At 40.4% G+C, this 15,529-nt stretch carries 19 protein-coding genes; all 19 read right to left on the reverse strand.

Going from position 1 to position 15,529, the window contains the following annotated elements; all coding sequences use genetic code 11:
• Window positions 1-1,041 (reverse strand): hypothetical protein, encoded by a 1,041-nt coding sequence (locus AB4482_RS01495; RefSeq protein ID WP_372180411.1) that lies wholly within the window; start codon window positions 1,039-1,041, stop codon window positions 1-3.
• A 172-nt stretch (window positions 1,042-1,213) separates the two neighbouring features.
• Complete coding sequence (locus AB4482_RS01500; protein WP_372180412.1) at window positions 1,214-3,202, reverse strand: hypothetical protein; 1,989 nt, start codon at window positions 3,200-3,202, stop codon at window positions 1,214-1,216.
• Between the two features lie 13 nt (window positions 3,203-3,215).
• On the reverse strand, window positions 3,216-4,772 hold the full coding sequence (locus tag AB4482_RS01505; protein WP_372180414.1) for a hypothetical protein: 1,557 nt from the start codon (window positions 4,770-4,772) through the stop codon (window positions 3,216-3,218).
• A complete protein-coding gene (locus tag AB4482_RS01510; protein ID WP_372180415.1) occupies window positions 4,772-5,218 on the reverse strand; it encodes a hypothetical protein in 447 nt (148 codons plus the stop codon). The genes AB4482_RS01505 and AB4482_RS01510 overlap by 1 nt, the downstream gene beginning before the upstream one ends.
• A gap of 11 nt (window positions 5,219-5,229) precedes the next feature.
• Entirely contained in the window at window positions 5,230-5,559 is a 330-nt protein-coding gene (locus AB4482_RS01515) for a hypothetical protein (protein ID WP_372180416.1), read from the reverse strand.
• A gap of 8 nt (window positions 5,560-5,567) precedes the next feature.
• A complete protein-coding gene (locus AB4482_RS01520; protein ID WP_372180417.1) occupies window positions 5,568-5,759 on the reverse strand; it encodes a hypothetical protein in 192 nt (63 codons plus the stop codon).
• Window positions 5,759-6,757: a tail fiber domain-containing protein gene (locus AB4482_RS01525; protein ID WP_372180418.1), complete on the reverse strand. Its 999-nt coding sequence runs from the start codon at window positions 6,755-6,757 to the stop codon at window positions 5,759-5,761. Before AB4482_RS01525 ends, AB4482_RS01520 begins: the two co-directional genes overlap by 1 nt.
• Window positions 6,758-6,872: 115 nt before the next feature.
• The gene (locus AB4482_RS01530; RefSeq protein ID WP_372180420.1) at window positions 6,873-7,910 is read right to left on the reverse strand and encodes a hypothetical protein; all 1,038 of its coding nucleotides are present in this window, start codon (window positions 7,908-7,910) and stop codon (window positions 6,873-6,875) included.
• On the reverse strand, window positions 7,900-8,112 hold the full coding sequence (locus AB4482_RS01535) for a hypothetical protein (protein ID WP_372180422.1): 213 nt from the start codon (window positions 8,110-8,112) through the stop codon (window positions 7,900-7,902). Before AB4482_RS01535 ends, AB4482_RS01530 begins: the two co-directional genes overlap by 11 nt.
• 2 nt (window positions 8,113-8,114) lie before the next feature.
• Window positions 8,115-8,585, reverse strand: a complete 471-nt coding sequence (locus AB4482_RS01540) for an HNH endonuclease (protein WP_372180424.1) — start codon at window positions 8,583-8,585, stop codon at window positions 8,115-8,117.
• A 14-nt stretch (window positions 8,586-8,599) separates the two neighbouring features.
• Entirely contained in the window at window positions 8,600-10,969 is a 2,370-nt protein-coding gene (locus AB4482_RS01545; protein ID WP_372180425.1) for a hypothetical protein, read from the reverse strand.
• 27 nt (window positions 10,970-10,996) lie between these two features.
• Entirely contained in the window at window positions 10,997-12,553 is a 1,557-nt protein-coding gene (locus AB4482_RS01550; protein ID WP_372180426.1) for a terminase large subunit domain-containing protein, read from the reverse strand.
• A gap of 40 nt (window positions 12,554-12,593) precedes the next feature.
• Window positions 12,594-13,052, reverse strand: a complete 459-nt coding sequence (locus tag AB4482_RS01555; protein ID WP_372180428.1) for a hypothetical protein — start codon at window positions 13,050-13,052, stop codon at window positions 12,594-12,596.
• Window positions 13,053-13,073: 21 nt separating this feature from the next.
• Window positions 13,074-13,469 (reverse strand): hypothetical protein, encoded by a 396-nt coding sequence (locus AB4482_RS01560; RefSeq protein ID WP_372180430.1) that lies wholly within the window; start codon window positions 13,467-13,469, stop codon window positions 13,074-13,076.
• A gap of 56 nt (window positions 13,470-13,525) precedes the next feature.
• On the reverse strand, window positions 13,526-13,876 hold the full coding sequence (locus AB4482_RS01565; protein WP_372180431.1) for a hypothetical protein: 351 nt from the start codon (window positions 13,874-13,876) through the stop codon (window positions 13,526-13,528).
• A 171-nt stretch (window positions 13,877-14,047) separates the two neighbouring features.
• On the reverse strand, window positions 14,048-14,557 hold the full coding sequence (locus AB4482_RS01570; RefSeq protein WP_372180433.1) for a hypothetical protein: 510 nt from the start codon (window positions 14,555-14,557) through the stop codon (window positions 14,048-14,050).
• A 52-nt stretch (window positions 14,558-14,609) separates the two neighbouring features.
• Window positions 14,610-14,837, reverse strand: coding sequence for a hypothetical protein (locus AB4482_RS01575; protein WP_372180435.1), 228 nt, complete (start codon window positions 14,835-14,837; stop codon window positions 14,610-14,612).
• Window positions 14,834-15,049: a hypothetical protein gene (locus AB4482_RS01580; protein WP_372180437.1), complete on the reverse strand. Its 216-nt coding sequence runs from the start codon at window positions 15,047-15,049 to the stop codon at window positions 14,834-14,836. The genes AB4482_RS01575 and AB4482_RS01580 overlap by 4 nt, the downstream gene beginning before the upstream one ends.
• A complete protein-coding gene (locus AB4482_RS01585; RefSeq protein ID WP_372180439.1) occupies window positions 15,050-15,361 on the reverse strand; it encodes a hypothetical protein in 312 nt (103 codons plus the stop codon).
• Window positions 15,362-15,529: the final 168 nt, after the last annotated feature.

Here is a 15,529-nt window from a genome sequence, read left to right on the forward strand (position 1 = left end):
TTAGCTTCTCGCTATTGCGTCAGTAATCAGTGAGTTTAAATCCATACTTGTTTGAGGTTTCTTGATTTGAACAGACCAACAAGAGTCAGCTTCCCAAGTGTTCTTATGAGGGAAAAAACTAATATCAACTTCGTTAGTAATACCTGAACTGTAAGGCTTTCTAATCAAGATAGCTCTACAAACGTAGGTAAAGTTATTTTGTGTGTCTGTAACCTGTTGGGTTCTCGCACAATAATCTTTATCGCGTAAGCTCTTTAGCTCGGCATCTTTACTGTCTTGACCAGTAGTCAAAACTGCATGTGCGATTCTTCCAACTGTAGCATCACCAAAGTATGAACTAATGCAATCAAAAAAGTTAACTTGCGTGTAGTTACAAGTAACATTTTGCTGTACAAGCAAGTCTTTAAACGCAAGTTTGATTGCTGTTGTATGGTTTTCATGGTGCCTTGCTGGGGCATTGTCAGAGATACGTACTTCAACTCTATCCTCGTCATTTGGAACAAATACCGTATGTAAGAATTGGGTCGTAATCATCATATTAGCTAATGCTCTATACCCTGATACAGCCTCTTTAACTACAGAAGCAAAAATACAAGCAAAGCCATCTCCCATATCTACAACTTTACACAAATAGTGACCAGCTTGGGAGCCAGTGTATGACTCAAAGTCTACTAGTGCAGGATAAGTCTGAGCGTAGATATTAGACTGTTGCTGATTAACCAGCGTCGATAGAGCTTGCCTAATATTTACAGCATCAGCAGAAGAAACCTCATAAACAGAGTAATGATGATTCGCTGATATGATTACTCGATCTACTAACCGTTCTAAATTATCTACTGTGCAATTCTGATACTTAGCGTTCGTTGAAGCAATATCATCCGCAACATTGCGAACAGTTCTCTCCCAACGGTTAGAAATACGGAAGCCATAGTTAGCTCCTACGATACGAGCATAAGATTGCTCTCCGCTATTTTCTAACCCTAGCAATAGGGTTTCTTGTCGACTTGGTGCACTAGGAGCTGTCGCTGTTGCTGCTGGCATAAACTATTCCGATAGAGTTTTATCAATTGTGCAAATTATCGCATAACCAATATCATCCATCTATAATATTAATCACAATTCCTTTGATTTAAGTATATAAAAAGCCCTTAAAATCAGACCAATAGCTCATAAACCATACAAACAGTGATCGACTCAAGGGCTAGCTCATTAATTACATTTCACTCAATAAACCACTATCAGAAGCCATCATTGCATTAAAGATACGTAAGGCTTCAGGACTAACAGTACCGTCCTTCAATCCTGTAATTAATGGTTCTAATCTAGCTGCTACACGCTCACTAGAAAGACCTCTACGAGTGTAATAAGTCGCTAAATTATATAGACCTGTTGTAGCAGCAGCACCAACAGCACCTCCACCAGCAAAGCCAGCTAAAGCAGGAATCGCACCAGAAGTAACTAACTGAGCTGGGTCTGTTGACCTACCCCTTTTAACTGCCTCCTCAGCTCTACGTGCCAGTTGAATTGCTGTCTCGTAATCATTGATGTTCACATCAGAAAGAACTCTTGAAGGGCTCTCATTACGTAGTGCTCCACCAATAGTAAAAGCATCATCATAGATTTCATCAGTATCAGTATTCCTACCTTTACTACGAGATATATTGTAACGCTCTAGAGCTTTAGCAGGGTCTACTTCTCCACGATTCAATGATGTCTGATAAAGGATACCACCAGCAGCACCATCCATCTCAGAACCACCAAACTCACTAGTAATCTGTCGTAATGGCTCAAGCGTACTTGGCTCATCTCGGAAACGCTTAACTAGTTCAGCAGTTACCTTTTCAGGGCTGTGTTGTTCACGATTCGATTTAGCGAAGATAGGACGAATCGCATCAAGGGTATTTTGGAAATCCTTGTACTCTTCATTCAGTTCAACAAACCTAGCAGCAGTCAAATCATCAGAATGACGGAATACACCACTGTAGAGATCTTCACTAACCTTAGCGTAAAGTTGCTTAGCCTTAGCTTGTGAAATGTCATCAACACCAAACTTACCTGTAGTGATTGAATCACCTAACTCTTGACGTAGTTTCCATAACGTATCTAGTGATACATCCTCACCACCTTCTAGAGCCTTACGAAGACGCTTAATAGATGGAATCTCAACAATATTAGCAATATCATCAGCACCTCCATAAGCAGCACGCTCAGAAGACAAGAACCCCAGCGTATTAGCAGGAGTAACTTTGCCATTCATATCTACACTGTTACGAATCTCACTGAAAGATTGATTAAATATAATTTGGTTAGCTTCCTGCCAGTCATTCTTAGCAGAAGTAAGAATAGTTCCGATTGAATGAGCATCACCAAATCCATCATCTAAGTTCTTTAGAGCCTGAGTAGCATCTTCTACATATTGGTCTGAACGGCGTTTAGCAGCCATAGCACCACCAGAGGTGGTATCTAAGAAGTCTTGGACTTTACCCACTGATGGATAACGTTCTGATAGTGTAGATTCTATGCCAAATGCTCTATTCGCATTAACAGTCCTAGTATCAGGAGTGAAGACATTACTTAATCCCTTCATTGCACTACCAAACATTGGACTAACAACACCACCGATAGCAGCACTTTTAGTTGCGTCACTAGCAATATCATCAAGGGTCTCACCTTCAGATGTTCCGACTCCATAGAGCCCACCATAAGTAGCACCTTCACCAGCTAGTTTAGCTAGATTGGACATCGTAGAAGCTCCACCTTTCCAGACTGCATAAGGCAACCTTGCAGCAGCAGACGCACCACCTAAAAACTCACCACTAGCAAAAGCCCAAGGGCTCTCTTCACGGGTAATAGCCATGTTATTACGCAAATCATCACGAGCTTCTACATAAGTTTCATCACCAAACGCACTACGCACACCAGCCAAGGCTTCATCAGCAAATCCAAATGTAAGACCTTGGGCTACACCTTCACCTACAGCGGCTTCCATAGAACCAACTTCAGGAGCTCCACCCCAATCTTGATTATTACCAACAGGGTCACTAGCTAAATTAGCCCATCGACCAGTAGCAGGAGCTTGATAGTCAGGGAAGTCTTGAGCAGTAGCTAAACCATTACGAATCGCTTTATCTTTAATCTCATCACGAGAAGCCCCTTCAGGGACTCCTTCAATGATGACTCCATTAGGGAGTTGTACATTCATATTGTGTTCCTCCCTAGTTTAAAGTATCCCAACGGATGACAGTATCAGTACCTACAGTGTCTTCTACTTCTGATTCATCGAAAGTAGGTACTGTATTAATTGGCTGTAGTTCTGAAACATTACCACCAACATTCATTGCATTACCTCGTTCAATAAGACCATTGTACTGACGAGCAAGACGACGACGAGTAGCTTCAACTGATTGATATGTCTGCTCAAATGTCTTACCACGTAAGCTATCTTGTACTAAGTCCATTGCTGTATCTGATACAGGAGCAAAAGCACGTACTAAACCAGCTACAAGTTCAAGACGGTCAGCTTCAGAAGCTTGATAGAACTGTCGTAGTTCTTTCTCGCCTAATGACAAACCGACAGGTTCTAGATAGCGATTAAGAGTATTAATAGTTCCTTGTCCAATACGAGAAGCATCACTTTCTGAAAGTGTTTTAAGAACTTCCAAGGAAGCATCAAGACCACCAATATCAACTTGAGTCTGATATACATCTTCAACGTAAGTATCATAAGCAGCAGGGGTCATTAGACCACGTTCATTAGCTTTGAGGTCTTCTTGCTGAAGTACACCAGCAGCCCAATCACGTTGCTTAGGAGTAGCTGTAGTATCACCCATAATCTTCTTAGCAATATCAAGACTGTCTTGGTCTACTTCCTTTAGTCCCATCTGTACAGGGTCTACAGGTTGGTTAGAAGCATTACGGAAAGTACCATCATCCATACGATACAAAGTTGTACGTAATCCATTGTTATCTTCAAACTGAGTAGCACCACCAGCAAAGGCTTTAGCATTAGAACCACTATTACGATTACGGGCATTAGTTAATGCTGTCTCTGCAATACGTGGATCAGATTTAGCTTTCCAAGCATCGTAACGATTACTAAAACCATTCCAATCTTGGTCGTACATACCAGCACCTTGGAAGCCATTAGCCTCTGTAGCTTGTAACCCTGTAACTTGTTCAAAGACTTCAGCACTACCAATAAACTGCTCTTTAGCTGGGCGTTCACCAAACTTACGAATCTGAGAGTTCTCTTCTTCTTGGAAGATTAGAGAATCAAGATTGCCGTTGAGAATGTAGCCCTCTTTAGAGATGTCAGTGTATTGGTCTAAATCTCCGTTCAATGCCTGATTAAGACGGTAAGAACGGTTCATATCACGACCATATTGTTTAGCAGCTTGGTTAAGACCAGCAGCAGCGGCTACACCAACAGGGACACCGGCTAAACCAGCAGTAAGAAGGCTTACACCAAAGGTAGCTAGTGATTTTGCAGTAGATGTACGTACACCACTATCAGTATTGTGATTAGGTGTATTAGCTAACTGAGTACCACCAAACATAGTGTTTTGTACTTCTGTAGCTTTCTTAGCAGCGTAGTAATCAGCTTTAGCTTGTGATTCACGCTCATCTCGTGCCTGTAGATTGTCATTCATAATCGCTGAACGAGAATCATAGTTATTGTTGGTAGGATTGATTGTTTCTACAGAAACTCCTTCCATATCCCAGAAAGGACGGACATTAGAATCAATAAGACCTACATTGTTTTCTTCATCCATTACATGCCCTCCTCAGTATCAAACAGCTCAAGGATATTAAAGACAAGTTGCTCTTGAGCATTATCAGGGTCAATAAGACCTGCTTGTACCTGTCCAATTAGTTCACCAACCATTCCATGAACAGCAGTCAGATTCCCATCAAAATCAGGGTTCTGAGATAGCTGAGATAAGATTCCATCAAGTGTTGCTTGGTCTTCTAAGTTATCAACTGAAGAAGCTTGTAAAGTCTGAGGGATTTGAATCTCTTCAAGGAAAGAAACTGGATCATCACTAGCTTGTGCTAGTGCTAATAGTTCTTCTGGTGATTTCGTGAATAGATGATTAGGTACTTCACCTATCTCATCACTATCCTTTACTTTGACGTAATCATCATAGTATTGGATTTGTTGTTGGATTAGCTCATCAACCTGTGAAGGGTTAAAGGCTAATTGATTGTTTTCGTTCATCTTCACCCTCCTTATTTATACGGTGAGAACATTTTAAGAATCTGAGCAATGTTTCCATTAGAAGCTCGGAAAGCTTGAGGAGCACTGCCAGATGGAGCACTACCAGCACTAGGTACACTAGCACCAGAACCACCCATCATCCCTGTACCCATCTCTAGTACATCTCCCCAAAAGGTAGAAGATGTATCAACAGAAGTACTCGTAGAAGGTGTACCTGTAGCACCACCTTGAACAGAGTTTTCAGTGAAAGAGTCACGAGCAGCTTTATTAACTGCTGTTTGTTCTTCATCAGTAGTTAAACCCATGCCTAGGTTTGAGTTATTAATAAAATCAGTAGCCATAAGTCCTCCTATTTGAAGTTAGTGAAATCTTTGTAACTAGGGATTTGTGAGTAATCCATAGACATTTGCTGTTGCATCATGCCCTCTGATTTACCCATCATTCCTTGAGCCATACTTCCAGCTTGAGCTGCTTGTTGAGCCCACTCTTCTTTTTCTTTGCCGATAATCTGTTTACCAGCAGCAGCGATAGCACCCCACATTAGATACCAGCCTTAGCTTCAAAAGCAGCTCGTAACACATCTTTAGCAATCAACTTGTAATCAACAACATAGAACCCACTCTCATGCTCTGTGACAGCTTCAGGGAGTACTTCTAGAACTTCTTGAGCCATTACACCAACTTGGTAAGTAGAAGGTACAGATAACTTTTCTTGAGCTTCTTCAGTGTATTTAAAGGTGTAGAGGGATAGACCGTTAGATAGAGTATCTACTTTTACAATGTCCTCTTTAGCTCGTTCATCAGACAGAGACCAACCACGACCAGAAGTATCACTAGAACCAGACGAAACCCAATCAGATTCAGAAGAACCACCCCAACCAGTCATACCACCAGCAACACCTTGAGCGATGAGCAATTGGAATACCTCAGGAGGTAATTGTGTAAGGAAGTCAGATTGACCTTGAGCACTTTGAAGATTGAGACCAGCTTGGATAGTCGAACCTAAACCTTGAGCACCTTGCATCTTGGCTTGTCGATCAGCTTGGGTGAATGCTGCTGCTGTTTGTGATTGTAGAGCGTTGAGGTCTTGGTTAGCTTGTGCAACAGCAGTACCTTCAGCAATACCTTGTCTAGAGCCACCAGCACTACCAGCCATGTTAGCACTCTCACTAACACCAGCTAGTGATGCATCTAGGTTAGCTTGTGCTTGTTGTCCTTGTGCTGCTAAGACATTAGCCATTTGTTCAGAACTATCAGCAGTGAGCATATCCAAATAGTGAGCACCAATAGTCTCTACGCCACCCATAGCTCTATCATAATCAGGGGTGTTGAACTCAGGTAAGTCTTGAAGACCATCCCACATACCACCCATCGCACCAGCGAGATCTTCACCTAAGATATCTAAAATCCAAGATTGACCAGAGCTAGAGCCAGAACCAGAGGAACTACCACTAGATGATGATGAACCACCACCAATACCAAATTTAAGTTGAGGCTTGTTGGCTTCCATACCAACCTGTTGCCACTTAGTCATATTCATTATTATTTTCCTTATATAAGAAGAAAGGGCTAATAGCGTCCTACTAGCCCTTTTGGTTTATTCCTTTAAACCTCTATTCCTTTAAACCTTTTACTAGTCGTCCAAACTAGAGAAATTAGTCTTCCAGAGCAGCGAAGACATCAGCACTTGATACCCCACCATTCTGTAGTTTCTTTTCTAATTTTGCTTTGTTAACTGATGTTGGAGCTGTGCCTTTCTTATTAGAACGAACGCTCTTAGCGCTAGTTTTCATCTTCTTACCAGCACTCTTAACTGCTTCCTGATTTGCTACTTTCTTAGCTCGATGAGCTTTAGCATCACGAATTAGATTAAACATCTCTACCGATGGATTATCTTTCAATGTAGTAAGGACAGATTGAGGTAAACCTTCAGAAATCTTATCTACTTCTTGTACCCACTGAGCACCGTATTCACGCTTAGCCGATTGAGCGAAGTTAATCATTTCTTGTTTCTTAGAGTGTTCCTTTAGGGCTGTTAGCTCTTGAGCTGCCTTAGCTGCATTACCTCGGTTACGTTGTTGTAACTGCTTAACCTTAGCTTCAGATTCTTGTAATAGACCTAGCTTTTGATGATATGCAGGGTCATGAGGAGATAGGTTAGATTTAGCTGTTTTAATCTCCTGCATCTTAGATTCAGCTTCACTCATGCTTTCAAATAGAATCTCATTGATACGGTTGTAACCCTCATCAACATGAGCTTTAAAGTTATTAAACTCTTGATTATAAAGTGAGTTATCTTGTTTAGATGACATTGCTTCTTGGACTTCTGCCTTTGTCATACCATCAAATACGATTGTATCTTCTGGGATGTGGTTCCAGTTATCAGCAACCTTAGCTACTGTGTCTAGAATCCCTGCCTCTTGTTCAGCTTCAAATTCATTAACTTCTTCTTCATCAAAGAGTTCTTCTTGGTCAATCTCTTCTTTGTTGTGGTTGAAAGAAGGATCAGTGGCTTCATCACCCATGCTCTCATCATCAATCTCGTCAAAAGAGAAACCTTCATCTAGTGTCAAACCATCTTCTTGAACTTCAGGCTCATCTTGTACATCCACTTCATTAGTGAAATCAAATTGTGAGAAATCCATTGTTGGTTCTGTTTCTACAGCGTTTGCTACGCCACCGTTATTGGTCATGTTCGTATCCTTCTTGAGCTTCTACCTTCAAATTAGCCATGATGTTTGATAGCTCAGTTAGGTAGTCATATTTAATTTTATTCTTGTTGAAATGCTCTACATCTCCTTGCAGAGCACTCTTAGATAGTTGTTCTTTTAGATGTTCAGCTACTAACGAGAAGTCATCAGAGATTTGAATCATCTTATGTTTAATGTTGTCCATGATTACACTCCTTGGTTCCATAAGTGCTTCCACGTCTTCTTATGTCGTATGTGGTAAAGCGTTGTTCTAGTAATACCGTACTCCTTGCAAATCACACCACTCTTTCGAGGGTCTGAATGGATAGCTAATACATCTTCATCTGTTAACTTGGCGCATCCATGTTCTCCACCTTGATTTGGTTTCTGAAGTCCAATTTCTAATGCGTGCAGAGTATTCTCTGAAGGGGTACACCACTCTAAATTCTCCAGACGGTTATCATCTTTGATTCCGTTTCGGTGGTTGATGTAAGGCTTGTCTTCTGGGTTTGGAATGAAAGTCTGGGCTAATAGTCGATGTAACAGAGGGTGCTTGCCTTCTACTTCCATGTGCTGAATGTAACCACTGCTATTTAAGCTGTTTTTACGGATTTGCCCTGTCTTGTCATTTCGGAGTTTTCCACAAGGGCTAATTGAATAGCCCTCATAATCTCCCAACTTAGTAAACTCTATCATTGGGCGTAACTCCCAAGCTTGACGTTCTGCCCCAGTTCTGCTGTTAATTCAGCTTCTACTACAGCTCTGTCCATATTAAATTTGGTCGTGATAACTTCTAAAGCAGTCTCAATACCTTGGGTAATCAAATCAGCTCGTAACTCTTTAGATTCCATAGCTAGACGAGCTTTCTCCCACTCTTCTTCATTCTTCTTATCAATCTGATATTGACGGTTCTCTAGGATTAACTTGGAAGCTTCAGCACCCTTCTTATGGGTATCAGCAACAGTTAAATCATGAGTAGCTTGAGTCATTGCTGTTGCTCGCTCGTCTAGCTGATTCATCATCTCTTGAATTTCTTCATTAGTAGCTAAAGGAGCAGTCTCTGGTTCAGTGATATAAGCATCAGTATTATAGATACATGCAGCCTCATTGAGCTTGTCTACAGCGTTATAAACACCATGAGGGGTTAATAGATTAGGAGCGTATTGAGCTGTGAATTGAATACCTTGTACTAAGGTCTGTGCTTGTTGAGCTAGGTCATTTGGTGTATTCACATCAGGGATGAAATCACCCTTGATATCAAAATCTTCTAAAGAGAAATTAATTATCTCTGGTAGCTCTTCTCCATTCTGTTGAGCAATAGCTTTATCTGACTCAGACCAATTCATCTTAACTTCAATAGTTTGTTGGTCTTCAGCAAGTAGAGAGAGGATACCCATAGCAAGTTGTACATGACCTACTGAGAGGTTCTTACAGATTGCTTTATCTTTCATTTCATACTGACCGACAGCTAGTGCAGCACCAGTCGCAGACATATTTGAACCACGATCAATAAGGTCTTGACCTACTGAGCTTGACCACTCTTCTTGAACTGATTGCTTAGAATTATCAAGAGCTACAGTGATAGCTTGAGGTAATGGATGATACTGCATAGGTACGATGTCAGACGGATTGTCTGTTTGAACGATTACACCAGCTTTCTCGGCTGATACTTGTAATGCTCGTTTCGCTTTTGAATCAAGTGACTTGCTAGCAATATAACCATTCTTTGAAGCACGTTCGGCGTTAGTAACAATTGCACGCTGTAAGTAAGTCTGTCGTTTTTGCTCATCGTATAGATAGTCATGGATAGACTCAGACCAGAATGAAGTGTTCATAGGAAATGCTGAGTAATGGACAAATGGAATGCACTTAATCTTATTTACACTCAGTACACCTCTACCATCATGTGTAGCTGTACATACTTGGAATAGCTCATACTTACCTGTCTCTGGACACTTGAACTTAAAGTAATGCTCATACACAAAGACATTGTTAAGCATGTCATCAGCAGCACTACGAGTCTGTTCATACCCATCAGTCATAGCGTTCTGAGTGTTCATCTTGAAGTTTGAGTATGGGTAATCAACGTTAGTATCAATATTCTGTAGTAACTCTAGGGCTTCTTCTTCAGCACCTTCATAACACTCATGAGCTTCATGACGAGCCATAGGGATACGATGGCACACATAATCAGCTTTAGTGATGTCTGTATCTTGTAGATAACGATCTACATAGATGTCTTGGAATGGAATGAACTCAATCACTACATTCTCTTCAATCTTAACTAGCTCAATCTCACCAGAAACAAATACAACATCAAGGGAGATAGTAGTACTTTCATCATTGAACTCGACAGAGATGTCACGCTGTTCAGCCATAGCTTCAACAACATCACGAGCCTCAATAGGGATAACAATCTCTGTATCTAAATCAACCTTACGAGTAGAGAACTCTAGGTTAATTTCACCATGCTCTAATGTATCTGGAAACTTAGACAGTGCTTGCTCTAGTGAGTAAGTCTTACCATCTTCAGTAATTAACTCTGCTAGTGCCACGGGTAGAGGCTCAGCAATCGTACCTTTTCGTACCGTCTCGTCTTCTTCAATGAAGTACTTAACAAAGCTATCACCAGTGATGATTGCCTCTTTGAATGCTTGAGTGAAAATCTTGTCACCATCATTCTCACGTAAAAGAACGTCATTAACACGAGCGGTAATAGCTTTAGCTACTTCTTCACGGATATGTAATTTCTTACTGCGATAGATAAAGCTATGTACTTGATCACTTAGTAACGTGTTCTTCACTGTAGCTAGTACTTGGTTAGTAGCTTTACGGATAACACCTTCTACTGGTAACAGCTCTTGACCATCAAGAAGCTTACCTTCTTTGTCACGTTTATTAGGAATTAGAGCTTTGTACGAGTAATAAGCATCTCGGTAAACCTTACCCTTCTCTTGCTTACCATCATCTGCTTCATCGTAGTAATAACGAGCTTGTAATGAGAGTTGTTCTAACCCCTCTTTTGAGAACTTCTTAACCATGTTCTCATTGTAATTATTCATGTTTTCTCCTCACCTCACGGCTTTGAGTTAGTAATCGTAATACTCCACCTCTTCGTAGGTATCACCTTGTTTCTGACAGTCTCCTGCACGTTGTCCTCTGCCACCTAGAGCAGAGATAAATCCATAACGAGATGAGTCAATAGCATGATCTTCACCAGAGAAAGCATTAGGTGGTTTCTTACCTGTTCTAAAGTAACCATTCTTTTCTTTGAACCATTCTGTACAGGTTTTAACGACCTTGAGCTTGCCTCTCTTAAAGTGATCTTCCATAAACCAGAGACCAGCCTCTATAGACTTCTCATGCACTTTAATTCCGTCTTTAGACCACCCGCCACCATTAGTAATTGAAGGGTTATGAGCTTCTTTAGTTGGTGATTTAACACCATAGTTGCGTAATAGCTTTTGATAAGCTTTTTCACTCTTACCCTTTGCATCGTGAGGGACAATGACAGGAGCATTGCAGTAGGTATGAGATTTGATTATCTCAGCTACAAACTCAGGACTTCTCTTATTAACACCATCTTCATCACCTAATACCCACTGGTCATAGATGTAATATTGAGGTAAATCATCTTCATCATTAATGGATGCAGACTTATCAACAATCAGAGATAGGACTGTAGGGTCATTAACATCACCAATATCAAGACTAAATAGGACATCATCCCAGTTATCGATCATCGGCTTATCACTAGAAATAGCTGAATCGGTGAAGTCAAAGACAGCACCTTTACCAATTACTGGTAGACCTAACATACGCATTTGATGTTGTGACTCTGGGATACCAGCAAGCATCTCTTTACGCATATCATCATCAATATGAGGACAATCATCCCATGAGACTTGCTGTAAATAGAGGTTATTACTTTTATTCTCTTCAAATTGAATATTGAGAGGTGTGCGCCCTTGCTCTGGCGTTGCAGTCAACACTACAAAGCCTTTCGTTTCTAAAGTACGGGTAACACATTGAGAGTAAATCTCTTGGGAGTTATGAGGGCTTTCTTCATCAATCCATACATACTTGACTGATTGCCCCATGAGCTTGTCTTGCCCTTGAGCTGCACCATAGAAGCGAATGAGGTTATAACCACCATCTTTGTGCTTAATACGGCACTGTACTAATCGTCTTCCATCTTTAGTCATTGAGTCAAAATCAATAGAATCACGAGGAATAGAACCTGTGCCTATCTCATCTAAAAATCGAATATCTTTAGTACCAAATAATTCTTTCTGCATTACATCAGATGTTGAATCTAGATCTACACCAATACACCAGAAGGTCTCACCACTCTTAGGGATACGTTCCCCTTCATACCAATCTTGATACTGACCAGTAATGTGTTGAGCAAACTCATAAGCTTCAGTAAGTGACTTACCACATCGATTACCAGCTCTTAGGTAACGTTGTTTAAAGAGTTTAGATGCAGCCATGAAATCAGACTGCCAGTCGTAAGGGATGAATCCAGCTAACTTGTTGTATTTTTGATTGTACTCAAGCTGTTGTATTAGCTTAATTAGCTCCTCTCGTTCAGAGAAGGTTAGTTTTGTTACAGAAGACGTAGTCTTCGCTGTGCTTGTTTCCATGTTGTCTCCTCTCTGTCTCACGACAGTAAGTAATCAGGCATTAATAAGGTGCTTCGTCTGAGATATAGGGAGCTCCATAGCCAATGTTTACATCAATAGATCTCTCATCATCATCTAGATGGGCTATGTAACTAGAGCCAAACAATTCATAAGTAAGTTTATGGATAGATAAAGTAAGACGTTTACCCTCAGTAGATCGAAGTCTAACGTAATGTGTAGACCTACCAGCTCTAATGTAATGCTTAATAAGTCTCATAACTTTCATGTTATAAACACGACCATAGTTAGATACGATGTAATCAGGAGCTTGAGGGATAATAGCCCACTCTTCTCCTTCTAAAAGTTCCACACCAACCAGAGCCACCTTTACCTGTCCTTGCTTCATTGGAAGATAGACATACTTCGTCTTAACTGGCTTAGGTTTTCGTTCCTTTCTCTTAGGCTTAGGTTTTGAGTAGAAAACGTCACGCCCAAACAGAGGGCAATTATTGTTCTTCATATTGTCCTCCGTGGAAAGTTGCTACCCTTGCTTTGAAGTCAGTGCCGCAAACTTGGCTAGTAGCTCAGAGTCAGGTTCTGACTTCAAAATTGTTACCTTGCCATTCTCTTCTGTAGCGTTGAGAGCATCATCCCAATCATTATTAAACTCACTGTTCTTCAGTCGTTTAGTACTGAGATGGACAAGAAGTGAGGAATTACGACCTGTTGTAGCCTCTTCATGTATAGCCTTAGCTACTTGCAAATCACCATCACCACGACTCTCTAAGATTAAATCTTTAAACTCTTCATTCTCTTTGAGCCAGTTGTTTAATGTAGTTCTACAGATACCAGCATAACGAGCCATAGCGGTCTTGTTCATGCCATAAAATGCAGCCTCTTTAAGACGGGCTACTTTGTCTTTGTCTAGTTCTTTCATAAGCCCTCCTTTGGGCGTTAGTGCAAAGACCAGCTTTGCTTATTGGATTCTGTTAATTAGTTCAAGACCTTAACCTTCCAGTTATCTCTTGTGGTGTAGCCCTTCTGGGCTGATTTATAAAGATTCTCTACACTTAATCCATGTTCACGACTAAATTCACTGAGATTAACGCTGTACTCTTGAGCACCTGTAGGGCTAGTAATTAAGTAAACAGGTTTATCTATCTGCTTGATTAGATCATGCCTTCCATATTCAAGATATGTATTAACGATAAGTGGAGTTGTTCTATGGGTCTTGTTATTAATGGAGACATATTCACTTGTAATTATGCTCCTAGAGCTTAAGTCATATAGATTTCCATAACCATCTACGACTAGCCTTGTTCCTTTTATTGGGTATTCTTCCATGTACAAACCCTCGTTTATTAAAATTGTTCCACAAACGTGGGGATAAAGTTAAATTAAAGAACAGGATAAACAAGTAGAAAAGGGAACGTTAATAACCTTGAAATGCTGTTTTGTCTTGTTCTTTATTATATATACCCAAGAAACAGTAAAAGTGTGACACCGTTTTAATATTTATTTGTACCAATGCTGAAGCTCACCCTCTAATCTGACCTTCTTAGCCTTTTCTATGTCAGAAAATAAACCTAACTGCTTAGATTTACCATCTACTTTTATACGTGCTATCCATTTATTGTCACGAGATGACCAGTAGACACCACGATGATTAGATATACCTGTTCTAGAGTTATTTCTGCGAGATCTAATACTGAATGGGATTACAGATAAATTATTGTATCTATTATCTAATGTGTCTCGGTTCTTGTTCCAAATTACATACTCTGATTTATCAGGTAATTCACCTGTCATGTAATAAATAGCTATCTGAGAGGCGCTGTAATCAACACCATTGAGTTTAATGATTCGCCTAAGGCTATTACCTTGTTTCTTAATACAGCCAGCTAAGGCATCACGCATAGCCCTGCCACCTCTTTTTACCTTGTTTCTAATTTCACCTGTTTCTGGGTCATAGGTTAATAGTTCTTTTAGTTCGTCATGACTGACGATAGGTTTACTAGTCTTCATAGATACCTCCTTGTAAGGTAAGGTGCGTCCTTGCACCTTGTTTAATAAAACCTTATTGAATCGCTAGTTCATCTACAATGTAAGGTCTGGGATTTAACTCAAGCCATAATTCAAGAGCCTGCCCTATAGCTCCATTGGGGGTAGCGTCTGTGAACTTCAAGACAACTTGAAATTCATCCCATATAGCTACAACGGCGTCTTCTGTCGTACCATCTTGTAAGGTATATTCAAACTCTATGAAATCTAGAGAGTTGGTAAGGCAAATCTCATAATCTATCATTCATCACCCTTAATAAAATTGTCTTCAATAAATTTTATATGCAACTTAGAAGCCTCAGCCATAGCCAACCAATTACTAGCTTTTTGTAAATGAACTGAGGGTATAGTCCAACCTTCACTCTTCGCATAACCTTCGACCTCTCCACGAGCATAGTTACGCCAAACCTCTTCTTGAGCTTTCAAGTACTCTAAAACCTCTCTCATTATAATCACTTACTCTCCTAGCAAGGCTTCTATAGCCTGCTCTAGACGATTTATAACAGCTTGTTGAATGGCTTCGTCTTCGTTTTGTAAGACGTGGCAGTGGCATTCCCAATCAGATTTAGCCACATAGAACTCATCTTCAATTTCAAGTATGCGATCTCCATCTAGCTCTGACGTTATCTCCATTGATAGGTCATACATCACGTCCCAAGCTTCCGAGATAATCTCTAAATCATCCATGTATTGATGGAAATTGTTGTAACGAGTAAACAGCGGCTCAAGTGATTGAAGGTCTGTACTGTTGATAATTTCGATAGACATTACAAAGCTCCTTCTTGATTAGGTACATGTACATACTCTTCTAAAGCTACGAACCAATCAGGGTGAACTTTCTTAAATTGGGTATCAAGCATCTCACCGTTCTCATCTTGTGCCGCTAGAATAGTCCCGATAGGAAAACGATCACCATCTGTAGTGGTACGCTGAATT

Source organism: Vibrio sp. 10N.222.55.C7 (assembly GCF_041473335.1).
Classification (GTDB): domain Bacteria; phylum Pseudomonadota; class Gammaproteobacteria; order Enterobacterales; family Vibrionaceae; genus Vibrio; species Vibrio crassostreae_C.